The following is a 21,444-nucleotide window of genomic DNA, read 5'->3' as shown; positions in this document are numbered from 1 at the left end:
TTCTATTGAGAATGCTTTTTTTTATTAAAATTCAGATAAAATGATTAAATTCAATACATGAAACTGATTTACTTTTTCTGGATTTTTTTCTTAAGTATTTTTATCAATGCCCAGAATTCTTTTGAACTCAGGGATGCAAAAAAAACAGTTATTCCATTTAAATTTATCAACAATCTGATATTCATCCCGGTTAATATTAACGGTGCAGAGCTTACATTTTTGCTTGATACAGGAGTCGCTGAAACATCCATTTTCAGTCTGGAAAATAAAGAGCTAAAACTTATAAACGTTGAAAAAATAAAGTTTTCGGGATTAGGGGGTGAAAGAAGCATTGACGGATTCCGGTCGGAGAATAATTTTGGGAAAATCGGAAAAAATTTCGTGAATGATTCCATGACCGTATATATCATCACAGATCAGGATTTCAATATTTCTTCCCATGTAGGAATTCCTGTGAACGGAATCATCGGTTATCATTTTTTTAAGAATCATCCGGTGGTTATTGACTATATGTCTAAAAAGCTTACCATTTATAATGATACAGATCTGTTCAGAAAAAAGATAAAAAGCTTCAGTGAATCGGATATAAGTATTGAAAAAAATAAACCTTACATTTTTGCTGATGTGGAAATGACCAGGGAAAGGAAAAGTTCAAAACTTCTTATTGATCTGGGAAACAGTGATCCGATATGGCTTTTCCCCAAACTCATAAAAGATTTTGTGTATAACAGACCCAATATTGACGATTTTTTGGGAAGAGGTTTTAATGGTGACATCTATGGAAAAAGAAGCCGTATTCATAATCTCTATTTAGGCAAATTTAAATTTGAAAAACCGCTTACGGCAATGCCCGACGAATATTCCATACAACACGTAAGCCTTGTTGAAAACAGGAAAGGTTCTGTAGGTGGAGATATTATGAGACGTTTTACCGTAGCCCTGGACTATCCCCATGAGAAAATATACCTCAAAAAAAACCGCAATTTTTATGATCCTTTTCATTTCAATATGAGCGGCCTTGATTTTAAACAGGATGGAATGGAATGGACAAAAGATATTGTAAATCTTCCCACGAAAAGCCAAAGCAAATCTTCAGGTGGCACAGAAATATTCAGCAGCAGCGTGCAATATAATTTCATTCTTAAACCCATCTTCTCAATTGCGGGGGTGCGGAAAGATTCTCCCGGAGCAAAAGCAGGATTGCAGAAAGACGACCGGCTCATTACCATAAATGGCAAGAAAACTGCAGATATGACTTTACAAAAGATTTTAGAACTCATGAAGTCTGAAGAAGGCCGTACCATAGAAATGGTTATTGAACGAAAAAACAGAAAAATGTCTCTTCGTTTTACTTTGGAAGACCCTATACCTTATCAGGAATAATATGAAAACAGAAGAAACAACCATAGACAAAATAAGAACCAGACCACGTTTTAAGATGTTTACCGATCTTACTAAAGAGGAATATGCAGAAAATCTTAAAAAATATCTGGCAGAACATACAGACGAATTTTCCGGGAATATCAACAAAGAAGTAGCGACAATTTGTGTAAAAACCGAAGATGAAGGCTATTGGAAACCCAGATTATCGTTACGGATAGAAATTGAGGAAGATGAGACGACAATACGAGGTATCTTTGGCCCAAGTTCGGCGGTCTGGACTTTTTTTATGTTCCTCTATTTTTCTTTTTCGATTCTTTGGATGGTCTTTTTTTCTATGTACTATGTAGAAAAGCAAATTAACAGCCATGATTTTCCATGGGCACTTAACGCTTCATTTGTAATGCTGATATTTATTGCTATTACGTATGCCGCAGCAAGGTTCGGGCAACATAAAGCTAAAGATGAAATGCTGAAACTCAGAAGATTTGCCGAAGAATCTACTTTACAATTTGAAAAAATAAATTAAAAGCAAAACCGAAAATCAGAAACAAAGTTAAACCTTATAAAAACACTGTTTCCGGCATCCTTTAAAAAAGCTGCGCAGGTTTAATATGAAAGGTGCTTAGCTTTTGATTAAAAGGTGCGCAGGTTTTACATTAAACCTGCGCACCTTTTGTAATACTTCAAAGCATCAGCTTCTTGCATTGAAAATATTGAGTAAAAATTTAATCCGAGTTATCTAAGGTTCAACAGTTTTTGTGGTTTGTGGCATTTGTTCCAAAACCGCTTTCGCCGCTTTTATTGAATCTACTACCCTTTCTCTGTTGTCCTGTTCTTTGAGTATTTTTTCAATATTGGGTTCGATCATTTTTGTCATTTCTTCAACAGAAATATTATTGGAATTTGGGTCATTAAGCAATTTTCTCCATGGCTTACGTTTTCCCCACGGGTAATCTCCATACACAAGAACTGCCGTTCCTTTTGCTTTGGTTGTTGCTCCTCCCGGATTGAGAACCCAGGTATCTGCATAATTGTACAGCCATTTTGCATCATTCATCAATAATCGTAAACAGGAGTGTGACGCAGGATATCCTGGCAGATCATACTGATGCCACCCGATTCCGTCCAAATTAAAAATATTAAAATTATAAGGAAGTTTCCATTCGCTGCTTACGGTGGAAATAGCCAATTTTTTCTTCCAGTTGGCAAACGTAAGTCCCGTTTTTGTTTTAGCTGCCTTTTTTCCCATACTTGTCGGACCCCATTTTACCAGACTTCCGTTGGAATAAACACCGTATGCCTGAATTGGGTACGAGAAGACAACAAATTTTTTCACCGGACTTAAAACATCCAGCTGCATGGGAAACGGAGAATATTCCATTAACGTAGTATCAACCTTAGCAGGGACTACCAATGTATCTGCATTCCACTTATTTTTTGAATCAAGTCTGTTTAAAGCGAGAATCGCGTAACGTTCTTTTTCCGTAAATTTTTTATTAAATAAAGCAAAAAGAGAGTCTCTCACTTTTTTATCTTTAGGAAAAATATAGGCATTATAAAAACCATATTCCTGCATTGCAGGAGGTAATGACTGTTTCTGTACAACAGAATCTTTTTTTGCTGCCGATGAATCTTCTTTTTTAGAATCTTCACTGATGGATGAAGATGCATCATTGACTTTGTCGTTAATTTTTTCGATTTCCTTTTTACAGGAAACTACCGTTAAAGCTATAAGTAATGTGAAAAGAAATGATTTTTTTTTCAATATGTTTTTCATAAATAAGTACCCGAATCGTTTTGCAATTCAGTACAAATATCAGACCTAAATCCGAATAATAAAAATCAGAATTTAAAATACCGTAAAAATACGGGGCAGCTGTAAGACATTTTTAAATTCTTGATGATTCCAGGAAAGATATTTCTTCAGAAGGAATTTGATGCATCACAGAACAACCTGTTCCGATATAGAGATAACAAACTATTTTGCTTTAAAATACTTCATTTTCATTATGTGGGAATCCAGTTTAAAATAAAAAAGTCACCAAAATTAATTGATGACTTATAATTGCTGCGATCCGGACGGGACTCGAACCCGCGACCTCCGCCGTGACAGGGCGGCATTCTAACCAGCTGAACTACCGGATCAATTTTTTAAAGAAACTGATAAAACTTCTGCGATCCGGACGGGACTCGAACCCGCGACCTCCGCCGTGACAGGGCGGCATTCTAACCAACTGAACTACCGGATCAATTTTTTAAAGAAATTGATAAAACTTCTGCGATCCGGACGGGACTCGAACCCGCGACCTCCGCCGTGACAGGGCGGCATTCTAACCAGCTGAACTACCGGATCATTTTTTAAAGAACGTTGTTTCTTTTTTGTGATTGCAAAACTACAACTTTTTTCCTTTCCTGCAAATTATTTTTGAAAAAAAAGCCTTCCAAAAGTGGAAGGCATTCATTATCAAACTTATTATTTTACAAGTGTGCGCTTAATTTTTGAGCGATCACATCCTTTGGAGCTACACCAACTAATTTATCAACAACTTCACCATTCTTAAAAATAAGTACTGTTGGAATATTTCTAATCCCATACTGCATTGAGATTTCCTGGTTGTTGTCTACATCTACTTTTCCCACTACCGCTTTCCCTTCGAAATCTGTTGCAACCTCTTCGATAATTGGTCCCAACGTTCTACAAGGTCCGCACCATACTGCCCAAAAGTCTACCAATACAGGCTTATCTGATTTTAAAACCGTTTCCTGAAATGAGCTGTCTGTAATTTCTAAAGCCATTTTTAATTTCTTTTATTTAATTAATATTATATTCTTGTTTACTTATAAACTATCACCAAAATTACGCCATTTGAGTAATAGAGTTATCTATGCTCAACATTTGTATTTTCTATAACAAAATCTCTGGAAATTTCATGCAAAGCATCCGCTAAGGCATCAATATCTTCGGTAGTAGTCATATGGCTAAATGAGATCCGTAAAGGAGTACAGTGGTCCATTTCATCTTCAGAAAGTACCATCATCATTACCATAGATGGTTTGGATGCTCCTGAAGAACATGCGCTTCCCTGAGAAATTGCTATTCCCTTCATATCCAGCTGAAGACCAATTAAAGGATTTTTATATGGTAATAATGCGCTTAAAACAGTATAAAGACTGGTGTCTTTTTCTGCGCTTCTTCCATTAAATTTAATTCCGGGAACGGTTTGTGTAAGCTTTTCTACAGCATATGCTTTAATATTCTCCATATGAGCTGCATATTCTTCCAAGTGATTCAGAGAAAGTTCCAATGCTTTTCCCAATCCTACAATTCCGGCTACGTTTTCTGTTCCGGCTCTCAGGCTTCTTTCCTGCGGACCTCCGGTAATAATTCCTTTTAATCCGCTTGATTTTCTTATAAAGGCAAAACCTATTCCTTTCGGCCCATGAAATTTATGCGCACTGCATGATGCAAAATCTACCTGAATATCGGAAAAGTCAAGCTGCATATGTGCCATGGTCTGTACCGTATCCGAATGGAAAAGTGCATTATTGGCTTTACAAAGTTCTGCCACCTTTTTAATATCGGTAAGATTTCCGATTTCGTTGTTGGCATGCATCAGGCTTACCAATGTTTTTTTATCTGAAGATTTCAGTAATGCTTCCAGCTTTGTAAGATCAATGTCTCCTTTCTCATCAGGACGGATGTAGTTTACTTCTACCCCTTTTCTGTTTTTCATATCCAGGATACTCTCGGAAACACATTTGTGTTCCAAAGGAGAAGTGATAATTCTCTGTACTCCAAGATGATCAACGGCAGATTTGATAATCATATTATTTGATTCCGTCCCGCAGGATGTGAATATGATTTCGGCCGGAGTAACATGAAGATAATCTGCAACCTGCCTTCTTACGTTTTCGATAAGAATTTTTGCTTCCTGTCCGAAACTGTGTGTTGAAGACGGGTTTCCAAAATTCATTTTCATGGTATCTACCATTGCATCGATAACTTCTTCTGCAAGAGGCGTTGTAGCAGCGTTATCTAAGTATATTTTATTCATTTTACTTTGAAGATTTTATTTCTACGGAATCAGTTTATTACCGAAAACAGCAGGTTAAGGATTTATTTTTCAGCTTTAAAGCCTAATCCTCATGCTGAATTTCATTTCCCAAAATTAGTGAAAAAATTGATAATGTCCTTCATTTGCCCATTGAAGCATCTGCCTGTCTCCTGAGGTATCTCCGAAAGCAATGATTTTATCATATTTACGGTTGGTAATTTCCGCCTGTATGCGAATAAGTTTTTCTTTCCCGTTACAGTTTTTTCCTAAAAAATTACCCGTGAAAACCCCGTTTTTAAATTCTGCTCTTGTTGCTACAAGCTCCATCTGGAAAGCATCTGCAAAGGGTTTTGCCCAGATATCCAATGAAGCGGTTACCAAAAGGCTGTGTGTATGCTCACGATCAATATTGCTGATAAAATCCAAGGCATTTTCGCGAATAATTTTCGGGTAGTAATGCTCAAAAAACTGGTTGGATTTTTTTTCTATTTTTTCCTGCGTCTGGCCTTTAAGAATAGAACCTATAAAACTTTTTTTCACCTTTTCGGTATCGGCAAGTTTTAATTTAAGTAAAACAAATAGCGGAATATGTTTCAGAAACTGCAATCTGAATTTTACAGGATCATAAAACCGCAGGTACATAAACATGGTGTCTTTGTAGGTAAGTGTCCCGTCGAAATCAAAACAATACAATTTCTTCATTGAATTTTCTTTAATGTATCTTAACGCAAATGTCGGAAAGATATTTTTAACTGTACATAATTTAGAGCTTAAGCTTTTTAAATATAAATTCCGGAATATTCCTGATGATGAGCATAATCACTCCCCACACCGGCAAGACGTACATTATATTTTTTCTTTTTTTATAGGCTTTGAAAATATATTCAGCAGCCTGATCAGGACTCGCTGTAAGTGCGGGATTCAGGGGAAGCCCTTCGGTCATTTTAGTAGCCATAAATCCCGGTTTCACAGTCATCACGTGCACTTTTTTATCTGAAAGATAATTCCTGAGACCGCTCAGGTAAGCCGTAAAAGCTGCTTTTGCGCTGCCGTAAATAAAGTTGCTCTGTCTTCCACGATCACCGGCCACCGATGAAAGCCCGATAATTGTTCCGGATCTTCTGCTTTCAAATTTCTGTGCAAAATAATTAAGTACCGGAACAAGTTTCGCATAGTTGATGTCGATGATTTTTCCCGTATTCTTATTATCGTATAATCCCTCTTCGGTTCCTTCGCCCAAATATCCTACGGCACAAAACAAAAGACTGGAATTGATCTGTTCAAATGCATTGTAATCTGCTTCTTTCATCAGATCCATTCCGATTACTTCCGCCTGCTGAAGAAATTTCACATCAATATGCCTTGCAAATCTTTCTGCGGTTTCCACATTTGAGGTAATAAGATAAATTTTTTCAAACTTTTCTCCCTGTTTCAGGGCTTCTTCCACAAATGCCTGTGCTACTTCCGATGTACTTCCTAAAACGATCATCTGTGTTAACTATTATTTATGATTCTTTTGTGCTGTAAAGACACAAATTTTGAACTCTGAACATTCTTGAGGTAATTAGTAAGCGATGATCTGCTCATGCTATCTTTCGTAAGATAAATCTTTCCATGATATTCTTCTACGATATCATCCAGCCTGTCGATTAACTTTCTTAGTTTTGAATTTACTTTAAAATCTAATGCTAATGAATAGCCTTCAAAAGGAAAAGAATTATAAGCCTGTGGATTTTCTTTTCCGTACAGCTTTAACACTGCCAGAAATGAACCGTTTCCGCTATTGGCAATTGTTTCAAGGATTTTTCTCATCCCCTCTTTACCTTTTTCTTTGGGAATCATCATCTGGTATTGAATAAACCCAGATTTTCCATAGATCCTGTTCCAGTCTTTTACAAAATCAAGAGGATAAAAAAATGTTTCGTAATCAATAAAGTCTGTTACTTCTTTTTTAGATTGCTTTTTAAAGTAAAAATAATTAAAGATCTTTACGGTAAAAGCATTTAAAACAAATCCCGGAAAATAAAAAGGGACTTTGGGTTCAAACTTTTTTTTAAGCCTTAGAGGCTGATCTCTGAATTTTTGAGGCAGTTCATGCTGAAAAGCGTGTTCTCCTCTCATCAAAATACTTCTTCCAATATTTTTACCTTTTTGAAGACAGTCGATCCATGCTACATTATAGGTCCAGCTTTCACTTTCTTCGAAGAGTCTGAAAATTTCATCAAGATTTTCCGCTTTAATACTTTCCTGACGAATATATGCCGTCTGAATATTTTTAAGCCTGAATTTTGCAGTAAGAATAATTCCCGTAAGTCCCATGCCTCCAATGGTAGACCAGAATTTTTCAGAGTTTTCCTCTCTTGAGCAGGTAATAATATCGCCGTTTTCAATCATTAATTTAAACTCAATGACGTATTCTGAAAAACATCCTTCGCTATGATGATTTTTACCATGAACATCTGATGCAATGGCTCCTCCTACCGACACGAATTTTGTTCCCGGAGTGACATACAGGAAATATCCCTGTGGTACGGCAATTTCCAGGACATCAGAAAGCAAAACTCCGGATTCGCATTCGATAATTCCGTTTAACCGGTCAAAGCTTATGAATTTATTGAGCTTTTTTGTTGAAAATATATATTCTCCCAGTGAAGCATCTCCGTAGCATCTTCCGTTGCCTCTTGCGATCACTTCATTATGGGTAAGCACAAACTCTTTTATTTTCTGGAAACTGTCTTCAGATCTCATTTCCTTTTCCACAATGGGATAATTTCCCCAGTTGGTTACTTTCTGTACAAAATCCGGCTTCATTTTTTAAAATATATTTGAATTAAAAATGCAGCTACCCACAATAATAAAGTAACCTGAATATATCTGTCACGATACACAATTTTGGTGGGAGATTCTGTTCTGTTATAAACCAGCGTCTGCTGTAAATATCTTAAAAAAGCAAAAACAACGAAAATTACTGTAAAAAAAACGCGCTGATGAAATTTTGCCTGCACTTCCGGTGAAAGCGTAAACATCAGATAACATACTATAGCAAGCGTTACAGAAATAGAAAGTGCAATATCTGCAAACTGAACATTATATCCGTCCAAAGCTTTTCTTGTTTTACCCGAGATCTGTGCATTGATGAGTTCCCCTCTTCTTTTACCTATAGCCAATACAAGGGCAAGTACGAAAGTCAGTAAAATAGCCCACTGAGAAATACTGATCCCGGTAATATATCCTCCTGCTAAAACCCTGAGTACAAATCCCAGAGCAATAATGGAAATATCAATAATAGGAACGTGCTTCAGCCTGAATGTATAAGCAAGATTCATCAAAAAATAAGAAGCGATGATGGTAGCAAATTTCCATAGATTTTGTTGAAAATAAGCCTGCGAAAAAAACACCAACGCAATATCTGCTGCAATAAGCCCAATAAAAATTGCTATTGCCTGAGATTTTGAAATGGCCCCGCTGGCCAAAGGTCTTCTTCTCTTTTCGGGGTGTTTTTTATCTGCTTCAATATCATTATAATCATTCAGGATATAAACGGCACTTGCTGCCAGAGAGAAAATAATGAAAGCGAAAATACTTTTGGAAAGCAGATCGATATTTTTAATATTACCAGAAAAAAATAGCGGAACAAAAACAAACAGGTTTTTTACCCATTGCTCTACACGGAGCAGTTTAAAATATTTCTTCATTTATGTTATTTCAAATACAAAAATAATAATTTTAAAGAAAGCCAGCATAAAAATACAAAAATAACCGCAAAAGCGGTTATTTAAGAAAATATTTATATGTGATTACTATTGTCCGTTCTGTGCGTCATTGATCATCTTTTCATTCGCTGTGATCGCAAATTCAACCCTTCTGTTTTTTGCTCTTCCTGCATCCGTATCATTAGAAGCTACCGGCATTGCTTCACCTTCTCCTTTAGCAAATAATCTGCTGGAAGCAATTCCTTTTCCCATCAAATAAGATTTTACAGAGCCTGCTCTTCTTTCTGAAAGTGACATATTATAGGAATCCGATCCTTTGCTGTCCGTGTGTCCGTAAATATTGATGTTCGTATCCGGGTTATTAACAAGTACCTGTGCCAGCTTATCAAGGTTGGTTTTAGCAGTAGTTGTAAGGGCAGATGAGTCGAAATCAAAATTAACAATACTTTCATTTAAAGTAATTTTGATACCATCTCCCACTCGTTCAACCTCGGCTCCAGGTAAAGTTTCTTTAATTTCTCTTGCCTGCTTATCCATTTTAGAACCGATTACATTACCGGCTACACCGCCAATAACACCTCCTAAAACAGCACCGATAGCTCCATTTCCTCCTCTTCCTACATTGTTACCGAGAATACCTCCGATTACAGCTCCTGATGCTACACCTACTGCAGTACCTCTCTGCTGATGGTTAGAATTCTTTACAGCTTCACAACTTGTAAGCAATAAAGCTGAAGATAAAAAAAGGCCCCCTATATATGTTTTTGTAAATTTCATTTCTCTTTATTTTAATGTTAATATTAATTCGGCAGTACCGATTATTTCATTCCTGTTCTTTCGAAGTTATATACAATCCTTACATTTTCTCCGTCTGATGGAATATTCTGTTCCAGTGAAAACTGATCTGTGGTTTGGCTTGTAAGCGTAAGGGTGTATCCGGCCGTATTTTGTTTGGCTTTCGTACCTTCGGCAATTTTTTTAAAGCTAAAAGTATTCCCGTTTGCCACATCAATTTTAATCGGCTGTGTAAAACCTGCTCCACAAGTTCCGCCCCCATTAACAGTGTAAGCACCAGTCCAATTGTTAGGAATCAATCTCCAGTGGCTTCCTACGAAACATTGTGCATCAATTCCATCATCAAACGGCTTTACTTTGAATTGTTTATCATAATTTACACTGACAATTTGCCAGTCTCCTTTCATTTTAAGAAATTCTGATCTTTGGTTTTGAGCCGTTTTCGCATTTTTAACCCCGGAACAAGATACTGCAAAAACTGAAGCTCCCAGCATCGCTGTAAATAGTAACTTTTTCATATTGTAGTTTATTATTTTTTGTTAAAATAAAATTACAAAAAACCGTGCCAAAAATATAAAATAGCAATAAAAAAAGTCCGAAAATTTCGGACTTTATATGAATTAAGGCTTAATATAAGCAGATAAACTATTTTTTAACAGTCTTTTTTATGGATTTTGTAGCCTTTTTAGATGAACCGGATTTCCCGTTATAGAAATTGGTATATGCATATTCCGCAGCTTTTTTCAGGTCGATAACTCCACCAGCTTCAGAATAGGTACCAAACTCATTTGACGTGCTCGGATTGCTTGATTTAACTAAAGATTCAATAACCTGAGCCGGTGTAAGACCAGGCATATAAGCTAACAGAACAGCTGCTGCACCTGCTACTACCGGAGAAGCCATTGATGTTCCCTGAAGATATTTATATTCGCTGTGAGGAACGGTAGAATAAATTTCCTGCCCCGGTGCAAATACATTTACCATTTTTTTATTGTAATTGGAAAAACTTGCTCTTAACGCGTTATTGTCGTTGGTACTTGCTCCTACTACCAAAACATTATTTACAAACGGCTTATCATCTGTTACATTTTTGAAATTTGTAGGATAAGCAAGATGTTCTGCAACGTCTTCATTTTCATTACCAGCTGCTTTCACTAATAAAACGCCTTTATCCTGAGCATATTTGAATGCATCCCAAACTACATTTTTACCGGGAGAAACCGGTTTTCCGAAGCTCATATTTAATACTTTCGCTCCGTTGTCTACAGCATACCGAATCGCATTGGCTACATCTTTATCCCTCTCATCACCATTAGGAACGGTTCTTACAGACATGATTTTGGCAACTTTTGAAGCTACTCCATACTGTGTTTCATTTCCGTTTGGTAATCCTGCAATAATTCCGGCAACGTGTGTTCCGTGTTCTGCATCAGGGCCTTCGTAATGATTGTTTCCATATTTTTTTTCGGAATAATCATCATAATTATCGCCTACGATTTCTTTTCTCGGATCGTAATCAAGATTATACTGCTTTTCCTGTGGACCGAAATAATCTAATGCTTCTTTAATTTGTCCGCTCATCGCCTTTTCGAATTCTGCGGCAGATTTGCCTTTAAATTCCGGGCTTTGTGCTACCTGAGCCAAGACCTGTGCAGCCATTGCTTCTTTTTGATCAGCAGGTTTTATTGTCGCCACATTTTCAGGAGTAACAGGTTTTCCATTCAACAGCTTTACCATTGTAGGAATTGCTTCATTGATCATTGTATAAGTTTGGAAACCTTGTCTTGCCTCCATACTTTTTTTGGTGAAGATATCCTTCGATTTCATATACATCGCAAATTCTTCCGGCATTTTTGCCTGGTTTGCTTTGTTTTTGGCAGAATCCTCACCTTCGAAAACAGGTTTGTATTTAGCAACAACGCGTGTTACTTCCATATTGTCGATATCAATATCTCCGTTTTTTCCACCGATGAAATTCCATCCGTGAACATCGTCAATGTATCCGTTTCCGTCATCATCTTTACCGTTACCAGGAACTTCATTCGGGTTGCTCCATACATTTTTAACAAGCCCGGGATGATCTACCTGGACACCGCTATCTAAAACACCTACAACAACGGTTTTAGGTTTAAGCCCTTTGGATTCTAAATATTTATAAGCATTGTCTGTGTTAACTCCATAAATTTTTGTAGTAGCAAAATCTTTATGATACCATGTCATGAGATCCTTATCTTTCATCGGATCAGAGTCCGCTTTGGCTTCCTGCGCGTGCGAGAAACCTAATCCCACTAAAAAAATAGCGGCTAATAATACCTTTTTCATGTTAGTATGATTGTTTAATATTTTTAATATAAGTAAGAGATTCGGGTCCTTTGTTACAAATAAGATCTAAAATTGATAAATCTTTTAAGAATCCTGATTTATCGGAAAATGTCTGATAATATTCTTCCATCTCAAATTCTGAATTTTTTTTTGCTGAAAATTTTTCCCTGAAATTTAGTTCTTGAGGATTTTTGATGTATTCTACATTCAAAGAGTATGCCTTTTCGGTTTTAAGAATCTGCTGAATGATTTCAAGTGCTTTCAGATTAAAGTCCAGCAGGTTTTTTTCTTTAATTTCAAAAATTTTCCTAAGCTTATCTTCATAGAACTCAAAATACGGAGAACTTTGATAAGCTGTTTTAATAGATTTCCAGTGGAGGTTTTGCCAATCTTCCCGGTACGAAATTTCAATATCTTTATATTCTCTTTTCCCGTTATGGGAAATAGGTATAATTAAAGATAGTTTACCATTTGCTCCGTATATATTGGCTCTGTTTCTGTAGGTCTGCTTCGGAAAGCTTTCAAACTGTTCAAATATAATTTCATTTTCAGAATTCAGAAAAGCTGAAAACCATGAGATAGGTGGTAAATAAAATACCGGTAATAATATTGTGTTCATAATTTTAATTTTTAGGATAAATAACGCTTCCCGTTATTTCACTTTCATCAACAAATCCAATAAACCTTGAATCCAGACTTGCATTTCTATTATCTCCAAGAAAAAACACTTTTCCCGGAGGAATCGTAACCGGTCCGAAATTATCTGCCGTCCAATCTTTATGGTAAATTTTCACAATATCCTTATCTTGATTGGGATTTATGAACCTTTCGTAAAAGAAGTGGTCACTAAGTTGATTTTCGCTTAGATTAGTCAGGAAGTAGTTATCATCGATCTGGTAGAATTCATTTTCAGAAACTCCTTTTAACATTAAATCATTAACAAAAGCTCTGTCAATTTTATATAAATGTTTTAAACGAATTCCCTTATCAGCCAATCCGTTATTTACAAATAGATTACCATTTTTAATCTGGATCTTATCTCCCTCTGTACCTACTAGTCTTTGAATATAGACACCTTTAACAAATTTTTCTGAGTTTTGATTATACGTCAATAATTTAAATTTTTCATAAGGAAGGATATTGGTAACAATCACAAATGAACCTTTTTTTATGTTTGGTTCACAACCAGCCTGGGGTACATAAGCATATTGCAAAACTCCGGAGAGTTTTGCAATAATTAAAAGCGTAATAATAAAGCTTCCTGTAAGGAGAACTCTATTGTAAATTTTATTTTTAAACATCAGATTTATTCGTCGTCTGTTTTTTTCTTTCTGAATAATTTCACAAAATATTCCCATCCGAAGAATAAGATAAGAATCATTGCTGCGATCCACCAGTAAGAAGTTTTGTTGGCTTCTCCGGTGTTTGTTGCTTTGAACATTCTGTCCCAACGAATTGTTTTTCCAAAGAACCATCCTTTATTTGCCTGATAGGAAGAACTCGCATCAGAGAAAGCTCCCTCTATACTTAACCAGGTAAACATCGGTTTCCCGACAATATTTTCTTCAGGAACAAAACCGAAGAACCTTGCATCTAACGATGCATCTCTGTTGTCTCCCACCATCATATAGTAATCCTGTTTGATGGTGTACTGATTGGTTTCTTTCCCGTTGATAAAAATTTTACCGTTTTTATTTTCTAAACTATTGTGTTCGTACTCGGAAATGATCCACTGATATTCCGGCAGTGTTTCCTGATTTAAAGTAACCACATCGCCTTTTTTAGGAATCCTCAAAGGACCGTACCAATCCTGATTCCATGGTTTATTGATTGGAAAAATAGATTGAGTGGTATCAATACTTTTTGTATAAGCGCTTTTATCAGCATTAAGTTTATAAGAAATTGTTGCCGAATCTTTAGGATTAATATTTTCTTCAATACTAATCACATTAGGCAAAGCTTTAATATCTTTAGCCGTTTGATCCGTAAGCCCCTGAAACATGTAGGTAAATCCGCCTTTTTCATTCTGCATTTCTCTTACAGGCAAAAATCCGTAAGTATTATACATACCCGGAATATCAAGCTGGGTTCCTGTGTTTACTGTATAGGCATGCTGAATTTCCTGATCTCCTAAAATAGTCTCCGGTTTTCCGTTGACATATAATCTTCCACCTCTCATTTCAAAAGTATCGCCTGCAACAGCTACACATCTTTTTACGTAAGGATCTTTTCTGTCGATCGCCGTGTGTACTGAATCCTGAGGATAATTGAAAACGACCACATCATGTTTCTGCGGTTTATTAAACTGTAATATTCTTTCGTAAGGTAACTTTACTCCATCAACGTATGACTTTGGATCGTCTTTAGGATTCCCTTTTTCACCGGCATCGAAAATTGTTCCCTGAAGAAAAGGTATGGCCAATGGACGCATCGGAAGTCTGTATCCGTAGCTCCATTTATTAACGAAAAGGAAATCTCCCACGAGCAACGTTCTTTCCATAGATCCTGTAGGAATCCCGAAAGGCTGGGTAACGAAAACGTGGATGATCGTTGCAAAAACCACTGCAAAAGTCACCGACCCCAGGAAAGAGTCTTTCTTCTTTGCTTCTTTCTCTTCATCTGTAAGAAACAATTCATTTTCATCTTCCAACTCTACATCTTTACCATAATTAACGGTTGCCATGTATATAAAAGGAAGGATTACCGTAAGAAGCTGATCCTTGAAAAGCGTTTTGCCGAACTTTTTCATCAGGTATAAATGAAACACTGACATCATAATCGGTCCTACGATCGGTAAATACGACAGTATAGCCCACCATTTCGGGTGTTTGGTTTCCTTTAAAATAATAAAATAGTTGTAGAAAGGAATAAAAGCGAAGAGTGGATTATACCCGAGCTTTTTGAACAGTTTCCAGGTTGAAATTCCCATCAATACAGATAAAATGAGAACGTAAACTGTATAAGTTAAAAAATAATTCATAAATTTTTGTGCCTAATCTATAATATAAGTAATGTTTAATGGGCAATGAGTAATTTTTTATTGCTGATCATTACACTAATTAGTTTGCAATGTAGGAATTTTGTTACAAATTAATTTGATTATCCGTTATTAATCATCATACTTTATTTAACGAAAGCTCACATTTTTTTTAAAATGCTAATCTTTTTTAAGATCGCAAAGCCGTTTCACTCATCTAAGACCACAATAGCTTTTTCAATTATGACAAATTACGGACATTCATTCAAATTAAAGCCCCAAAACATCTTTCATCGTGAAATTTCCTTTTTTACCCTTAATCCATTCTGCAGCAACCACGGCTCCGAGAGCGAAACCATCTCTATTAAAAGCGGTATGCTTGATCTCAATTTCATCTACCTCACTTCTGTAAAATACGCTGTGTGTTCCCGGAACTTCGTCTTCTCGAATTGCAAAGATTCCCAACTGATTTCCATGGGTTTCTTCCAGCTTCCAGGAATTGAATTTCGGATTATTTTTGAAAATGCCTTCCGCAATGGAAATAGCTGTTCCGCTGGGTGCATCTTTTTTATGGACATGATGAATTTCTTCCAGCTGACAGGAATATTCATCAACGTTTTTCATTAAATCTGCCAGTTTTTCATTTAAGGCAAAAAATAAATTCACGCCCAGACTAAAATTTGAACCATATAAAAACGCCGCATTATTCTCAACAGCCAGCTGCTCAATTTCAGGCTTTTTCTCAAGCCATCCTGTTGTTCCGCAGATTACGGGAATTTTATTCTTAAGACATGCTTTGATATTTTCGTAAGCCACTTCAGGCAAAGAAAATTCAATAACCACATCCGGATTATTAAGATTTTCAGCAGTTGGAGTTTCTTTAAGTCTGGCAACAACTTCATGACCTCTTTTAGTAGCTATTTCATCAATGATTTTACCCATTTTGCCGTATCCAACAAGTGCTATTTTCATATTTTATTTGTTTGGCTGCTTGTATTTTTAACGCAAAGATCGCAAAGTTTTTGTTCAAAAATCGTTCTTTATATTTTCGTTCGCAAAGGCGTTTCACTCAGCAAAGGCGTATTTAATTAAAGCAGTTTTATATTTTTATTAAAATTTATAACTTAAACTGATCCCTGTTTTGGGAGGTGCAATTCCGTACTGATCCTGGATTACAGAAGGAGCAAATGAAAGATCCGGATCTTTTCGGCTTTCATAAAGATGTGCATCTACTACGGCATCTACAATATTCAGAATATAAATTAATGCTGTTCCGGCGATAGCATAATCTCTCTGTCTTTTGGCGCGATCCTGTGCATTTCCCAACGCTACTTTATCCAGCCAGGGATGAGAATCAACAAACTCATTGGGTGTACCATTGAGTTTTGCGATATAATATTCCCTGTATTTCCGGTATTGATTATCGTTCCAGACGGCAATTCCTACCCCGGCGCCAACAGCTCCCCAAACGATGGGAACTTTCCAGTATTTTTTGTTGTAGAATTGTCCTAACCCAGGAAAAACGGCAGAATAGAGCCCCGCTCTTGTAGGATTAAGCTTAAGCGTATTATTAGTCGGTCCGTTTGCTTTTTCAAGATCCGAAACAACATTTTCTTCTGTCTTGGTATTGTTGTTTTCTATGGAGATACTGTCTTTCGGGTGATATTCTACCCTGATGGTATCATTAGGATTAACCTGAGAAAAGGCAATTACGGAAAGACACAGAAAAAAGGTGAAAAGTATTTTTTTCATTATTTAATATGAGATAAAATATATTCAAGCTCATCTTCATTTTTGAAGTCAAGAACAATTTTACCTTTTTTACCGTTTCCGGAGGTTTTAATTTCCACTTTTACATCCAGTATATCCGCGATCGTTTTTTGAGCCCTCTTGTAATTATTGGAAAGCTCTGCCTTCGCTCTTTTTGCGGCAGGAGATTTTGGATTTTTTAAAGCTGTAGCAGCATGTTCAGCCTGGCGAACATTAAGTTTTTCTTTAATAATAAGATCAAAAAGAATCTGCTGATGTTCTTCATTTTCAAGACTGATAATTGCTCTTCCGTGCCCTGCAGAAATTTCTCCGCTTCTGATGGCATTCTGAATATCCGGATTTAACCTTAATAATCTGATGGAGTTGGTAATCGTACTTCTGTCTTTCCCCACTCTCTGGCTGAGATTCTCCTGCGTAAGACCGATCTCATCCATTAATCTTTGATAGGTTAATGCAATTTCTATAGCATCAAGATCTTCCCTCTGGATATTTTCAACAAGAGCCATTTCCAGAAGTTCCTGATCATTTACCAGACGAATATAGGCAGGAATCGTTTCCAAACCGGCTAATTTACTGGCTCTGTAACGTCTTTCTCCCGATATGATTTCAAACTTCTCTCCATCCTTTCTTAACGTAATCGGCTGGATTACCCCTAAGTTTTTGATAGACTGGGCAAGTTCGTTTAATGCCTTTTCGTCAAAATATGTTCTTGGTTGGGTCGCGTTCGGATAAATATCTTCTATTGAAATTTCAACGATATTTCCTACAAACTTATCTGCTCCTTCATCGGTTGCAGAGTTGATCGTTGCCTTGGATTCTGCACTAAGAATAGCGCCCAATCCGCGTCCCATCGCTCTTTTTTTATCCTTCATATGTTCTTAGCTTTTAGCTTTTTTGGCTATTGGCCTTTTAATTCTTTACTAATTTTTCATTTTTCAACAGCACTTCTTCTGCAAGCTGGATGTACTGAACCGCTCCTTTACTTTCGGCATCGTAATTCAGGATACTTTCCCCGAAACTTGGCGCTTCGCTTAAACGTACGTTTCTGCTGATAATCGTTTCAAAAACCATTTCCGGGAAGTGTGCATTCACTTCTTCCACCACCTGATTGGATAGTCTCAATCTGCTGTCATACATCGTAAGCAGTAAACCTTCGATATCAAGGTCTTTATTGTGAATTTTCTGTACATTTTTAATGGTGTTCAGGAGCTTTCCCAAACCTTCCAATGCAAAATATTCACACTGGATCGGGATAATTACAGAGTCAGCAGCCGTAAGAGCATTTACGGTGATCAGACCCAAACTTGGTGCACAGTCAATGATGATATAGTCATAATTATCTCTGACACTCTGCAGGGCTTTTTTCAGCATGTATTCTCTGTCTTCCTTGTCTACCAGCTCAATTTCTGCTGCTACAAGATCGATGTGTGAAGGCACGATGTCGAGATTTGGTGTTGCCGTCTGCTTGATGCATTTTTCTGTTTCAACACTGTGCTCCAATAAGTTGTATGTAGAATACTGAACATCATCCACTCCTAAACCGGAAGTTGCATTGGCCTGAGGATCAGCATCAATGATTAATATTTTCTTTTCCAATACCCCTAATGCCGCGGCTAAATTAACAGCTGTTGTTGTTTTTCCAACACCTCCTTTCTGATTAGCGATACCTATGATTTTTGCCATTCTTAGAACTTTAAGTTTCAAAAATACACATTTTTCCGTGCTCTGAATGAACCGATAAAACGGAAAATGAGTTAAAATATTGTTAATAAGCCTTTTAACCCTAAAAAAAATTATCCACAAAAAAAAATATTTGTGGATAACTGTTCAAGATCTGTTGTTATTTTTAATTATCGAACTTCATGGAAATAGGGAATTTAAAGTAACTTCTTACAGGTTGTCCGTTTACTTTCGCAGGCACCCATTTCCCTTTAATGCTTTTAATAGTTCTCATCGCTTCGCTATTAAAATCCACATCTTTTCCATCAGCTTTGATTCCCGAAATAGTACCATCTTTCTCTACAATAAAAGTAACCATCGTCTTCATTACTTCACCGGAATCAAATCCTGATCCGTCAAAGTTATTCATTACTTTATTTCTAAAAGAATCCAGACCTCCTACAAAACTTGCTTCTACGTCTACAACTGTTTTAGGAGAATTATCTTCCTTTGGCTGCACTTTAGGTTGCACTACCTGTTGTGTATTTCCTCCACTAGTAATAGGAGGTGCTATTGGCACATATTTTATAGTAGGAACTTCTTTTCCTTCTGATGTCTGTATACCTGCAGCTGCATTTTGCTCATCCTTAGGAGTTATTACTTTTTTCTCATTAGTAACAATTGCTTTTGGTTCAGGAACAGTTTTATCAACCGTTTTTATTTTCTCAGGAACAGGTTGAGGTTTTATTGGTGCAGGCGGATCTTTTTCAGGGGTTATAACCGGTTTAAAAATATGCCCTCCATCGTAAATAGGTTCCTTAATAGGTTCGGATTTAAAAGCATTTGCAATTAAAGGCGTCAAAGAAATCGCCGCTAAAATGCTCACCCCTATAAAAAGTGCTTTCGTTAAAATTCTGTCTGATTCATTTCTTAAGACATAGGCACCGTATTGCTTGTTGCGGTTCTCGAAAAGAACTTCGTTGAAACGAAATTCCTGATTCTGATGCATGTGTTTCATCCTTTTTGATATTAAATTGTTAAATTGAGATTATCAGGTTGTCACCTTTAATCCATGGTTATTATTTCAATATCAAAATTTTTGCCATTTTATTGTTAAAAATACACCATTTTTAAAAATTAACTGCCAGTTTTAAAATTTAACTATGCTTTAAATAACAATCACCCACTAATTGCAATTACATTTTTTTGATTTTCAGCTATTTAGAATAAATAAAAAAAGACCATCTTCCGACAGTCTTTTTCATTATGATAATATAAATATTTTAGAATAATTCTTTTCTGATAATATTCTGGCTTCTTTCAGGACCTACAGAAACCAAATAAACGTTGATTCCTAAATACTTTTCAATAAACTCGATGTATTCCTGAGCCGTTTGCGGAAGTTCATCATAGCTTCTTGCCTTTGTAATATCTTCTTTCCAACCCGGAAGATCCTGGTAAATTGGCTCGTAGTTGTATAATTTCTCTGTTGAAGAAGTGAAATAATCGATGATTTTGCCGTCTTCTGTTTTATAATGCGTTACTACTTTCAGGTTTTCAATCCCCGTAAGAACATCCAGTTTGGTAATTACTAAGTTATTGATTCCATTGATCATACAAGCATGTTTCAACGAAACAAGGTCTAACCAACCCGTTCTTCTTGGTCTACCTGTTGTTGCTCCGAATTCACCTCCGATCTGTCTGATGCTTTCTCCTAATTCATTATCCAATTCTGATGGGAAAGGTCCATTACCCACTCTTGTACAGTATGCTTTAGCCACACCGATTAAGTTTTGAAGAGAAGTTGGCGGAACTCCCGCTCCCGAACAAACACCTCCTGTAGATGGAGAAGAGGATGTTACATACGGATACGTTCCGAAGTCGATATCCAGCATTAAAGCCTGCGCTCCTTCGAATAAAACATTTTTACCGTCTCTGATGGCTTCATTCAGTTCCAGTTCCGTATCTACGATTCTATCCTGAAGCTGTTTTCCGATTTCTAAATATTCGTTGTAAATTTCTTCAACGTCCAGTGTAGGTTTATCGAAATATTTTTCAAAAAGAGAATTTTTGATTTTTAAGTTTTTCTCGATTTTGTCTCTTAAAATCTCAGGGTTCAGAAGATCGATCATTCTGATTCCCACTCTGGCAATTTTGTCTTCGTAGCAAGGTCCGATCCCTTTTTTAGTGGTTCCGATCTGCGTTCCTCCGTGCTCTTCTTCACGGTACGTATCCAAAAGAATGTGATAAGGCATAATGACATGCGCTCTTCTGCTGATGAAAATATGATCCGTTCTCAAGCCTTTGCTTTCGATCTGATTCACCTCCTTAATGAAAGATTTAGGGTTTACCACTACTCCGTTGGCAATGATACATTTCCCTTTGCACTGAAGAACTCCCGACGGAAGAAGGTGCAATACGAATTTTTCATCGCCTACATATACGGTATGACCTGCGTTGTCTCCCCCCTGGAAGCGCACCACATAATCCGATTTTGCCGATAAAACATCCGTGATTTTTCCTTTCCCTTCATCTCCGTACTGAAGACCTACAACTACGTAAGTTGACATATTTTACTTTTATTTTAGATTCATGCAAAATTACTTTTAAAAAATTGGGTGGGCAAATTTGTGTTGAATTTATTTTTGGGATGGGTGAAAATCATGTGGTTGCATTAGATTAATTATATTTGCTTACTTAAATAAGCGCAATCTTTATAGGCTCATTAGTAAGGATATATTTACAAATATTTTTAATAAGCTATCATTCC

The 21,444-nt window shown here is 36.5% G+C and carries 21 protein-coding genes and 3 tRNA genes; 2 read left to right on the top strand and 22 right to left on the bottom strand.

What is annotated here, in order from left to right; translation table 11 throughout:
- Positions 1 to 57 precede the first annotated feature (57 nt).
- Positions 58 to 1,383 (top strand): PDZ domain-containing protein, encoded by a 1,326-nt coding sequence (locus tag ODE14_RS00520; protein WP_263602536.1) that lies wholly within the window; start codon positions 58 to 60, stop codon positions 1,381 to 1,383.
- Between the two features lies 1 nt (position 1,384).
- Positions 1,385 to 1,909 (top strand): hypothetical protein, encoded by a 525-nt coding sequence (locus ODE14_RS00515; RefSeq protein ID WP_263602535.1) that lies wholly within the window; start codon positions 1,385 to 1,387, stop codon positions 1,907 to 1,909.
- Between the two features lie 213 nt (positions 1,910 to 2,122).
- On the opposite strand, the gene ODE14_RS00510 is transcribed toward ODE14_RS00515, so the two are convergent.
- The 22 genes from ODE14_RS00510 to ODE14_RS00405 form a co-directional block, all read right to left on the bottom strand.
- On the bottom strand, positions 2,123 to 3,148 hold the full coding sequence (locus ODE14_RS00510) for a L,D-transpeptidase (protein ID WP_263602534.1): 1,026 nt from the start codon (positions 3,146 to 3,148) through the stop codon (positions 2,123 to 2,125).
- A 306-nt stretch (positions 3,149 to 3,454) separates the two neighbouring features.
- Positions 3,455 to 3,528 (bottom strand) — tRNA-Asp (locus ODE14_RS00505).
- Between the two features lie 30 nt (positions 3,529 to 3,558).
- Positions 3,559 to 3,632: transfer RNA gene (locus tag ODE14_RS00500), tRNA-Asp, on the bottom strand.
- 30 nt (positions 3,633 to 3,662) lie between these two features.
- Positions 3,663 to 3,736: transfer RNA gene (locus ODE14_RS00495), tRNA-Asp, on the bottom strand.
- A gap of 125 nt (positions 3,737 to 3,861) precedes the next feature.
- A complete protein-coding gene (gene trxA, locus ODE14_RS00490) occupies positions 3,862 to 4,179 on the bottom strand; it encodes a thioredoxin (protein WP_029296722.1) in 318 nt (105 codons plus the stop codon).
- A gap of 83 nt (positions 4,180 to 4,262) precedes the next feature.
- Positions 4,263 to 5,438: a cysteine desulfurase family protein gene (locus tag ODE14_RS00485; RefSeq protein ID WP_263602533.1), complete on the bottom strand. Its 1,176-nt coding sequence runs from the start codon at positions 5,436 to 5,438 to the stop codon at positions 4,263 to 4,265.
- A gap of 114 nt (positions 5,439 to 5,552) precedes the next feature.
- On the bottom strand, positions 5,553 to 6,140 hold the full coding sequence (locus tag ODE14_RS00480; protein WP_263602532.1) for an HAD family hydrolase: 588 nt from the start codon (positions 6,138 to 6,140) through the stop codon (positions 5,553 to 5,555).
- A gap of 61 nt (positions 6,141 to 6,201) precedes the next feature.
- Entirely contained in the window at positions 6,202 to 6,927 is a 726-nt protein-coding gene (locus tag ODE14_RS00475) for an SDR family NAD(P)-dependent oxidoreductase (protein ID WP_263602531.1), read from the bottom strand.
- 5 nt (positions 6,928 to 6,932) lie between these two features.
- On the bottom strand, positions 6,933 to 8,249 hold the full coding sequence (locus ODE14_RS00470; RefSeq protein WP_263602530.1) for an FAD-binding oxidoreductase: 1,317 nt from the start codon (positions 8,247 to 8,249) through the stop codon (positions 6,933 to 6,935).
- Complete coding sequence (locus ODE14_RS00465; RefSeq protein WP_248394386.1) at positions 8,246 to 9,133, bottom strand: decaprenyl-phosphate phosphoribosyltransferase; 888 nt, start codon at positions 9,131 to 9,133, stop codon at positions 8,246 to 8,248. Before ODE14_RS00465 ends, ODE14_RS00470 begins: the two co-directional genes overlap by 4 nt.
- 105 nt (positions 9,134 to 9,238) lie before the next feature.
- Positions 9,239 to 9,928, bottom strand: coding sequence for an OmpA family protein (locus ODE14_RS00460; protein ID WP_248394388.1), 690 nt, complete (start codon positions 9,926 to 9,928; stop codon positions 9,239 to 9,241).
- A gap of 41 nt (positions 9,929 to 9,969) precedes the next feature.
- On the bottom strand, positions 9,970 to 10,464 hold the full coding sequence (locus tag ODE14_RS00455) for a hypothetical protein (RefSeq protein ID WP_248394391.1): 495 nt from the start codon (positions 10,462 to 10,464) through the stop codon (positions 9,970 to 9,972).
- Between the two features lie 127 nt (positions 10,465 to 10,591).
- A complete protein-coding gene (locus ODE14_RS00450; protein WP_263602529.1) occupies positions 10,592 to 12,268 on the bottom strand; it encodes a S8 family serine peptidase in 1,677 nt (558 codons plus the stop codon).
- Between the two features lies 1 nt (position 12,269).
- Positions 12,270 to 12,887 (bottom strand): WbqC family protein, encoded by a 618-nt coding sequence (locus tag ODE14_RS00445; RefSeq protein ID WP_248394395.1) that lies wholly within the window; start codon positions 12,885 to 12,887, stop codon positions 12,270 to 12,272.
- A gap of 4 nt (positions 12,888 to 12,891) precedes the next feature.
- The gene (lepB, locus tag ODE14_RS00440; protein WP_263602528.1) at positions 12,892 to 13,569 is read right to left on the bottom strand and encodes a signal peptidase I; all 678 of its coding nucleotides are present in this window, start codon (positions 13,567 to 13,569) and stop codon (positions 12,892 to 12,894) included.
- A 5-nt stretch (positions 13,570 to 13,574) separates the two neighbouring features.
- Positions 13,575 to 15,248 carry a signal peptidase I gene (lepB, locus tag ODE14_RS00435; protein ID WP_248394399.1) on the bottom strand — a complete coding sequence of 558 codons (1,674 nt, stop codon included), beginning with the start codon at positions 15,246 to 15,248 and terminating at the stop codon, positions 13,575 to 13,577.
- A gap of 267 nt (positions 15,249 to 15,515) precedes the next feature.
- Entirely contained in the window at positions 15,516 to 16,217 is a 702-nt protein-coding gene (dapB, locus tag ODE14_RS00430; protein ID WP_263602527.1) for a 4-hydroxy-tetrahydrodipicolinate reductase, read from the bottom strand.
- Between the two features lie 138 nt (positions 16,218 to 16,355).
- Positions 16,356 to 16,997: a DUF5683 domain-containing protein gene (locus ODE14_RS00425; RefSeq protein WP_248394403.1), complete on the bottom strand. Its 642-nt coding sequence runs from the start codon at positions 16,995 to 16,997 to the stop codon at positions 16,356 to 16,358.
- Positions 16,997 to 17,887, bottom strand: coding sequence for a ParB/RepB/Spo0J family partition protein (locus ODE14_RS00420; protein WP_263602526.1), 891 nt, complete (start codon positions 17,885 to 17,887; stop codon positions 16,997 to 16,999). The genes ODE14_RS00425 and ODE14_RS00420 overlap by 1 nt, the downstream gene beginning before the upstream one ends.
- 37 nt (positions 17,888 to 17,924) lie before the next feature.
- A complete protein-coding gene (locus ODE14_RS00415) occupies positions 17,925 to 18,698 on the bottom strand; it encodes a ParA family protein (RefSeq protein ID WP_169232622.1) in 774 nt (257 codons plus the stop codon).
- 163 nt (positions 18,699 to 18,861) lie between these two features.
- Entirely contained in the window at positions 18,862 to 19,692 is an 831-nt protein-coding gene (locus tag ODE14_RS00410; RefSeq protein WP_263602525.1) for an energy transducer TonB, read from the bottom strand.
- A 265-nt stretch (positions 19,693 to 19,957) separates the two neighbouring features.
- Positions 19,958 to 21,244 (bottom strand): adenylosuccinate synthase, encoded by a 1,287-nt coding sequence (locus ODE14_RS00405; protein ID WP_248394410.1) that lies wholly within the window; start codon positions 21,242 to 21,244, stop codon positions 19,958 to 19,960.
- Positions 21,245 to 21,444: the final 200 nt, after the last annotated feature.

Source organism: Chryseobacterium sp. PET-29, from assembly GCF_025736815.1.
Classification (GTDB): Bacteria; Bacteroidota; Bacteroidia; order Flavobacteriales; family Weeksellaceae; genus Chryseobacterium; species Chryseobacterium nepalense.
This window is presented reverse-complemented; position numbering and strand designations above follow the sequence as displayed.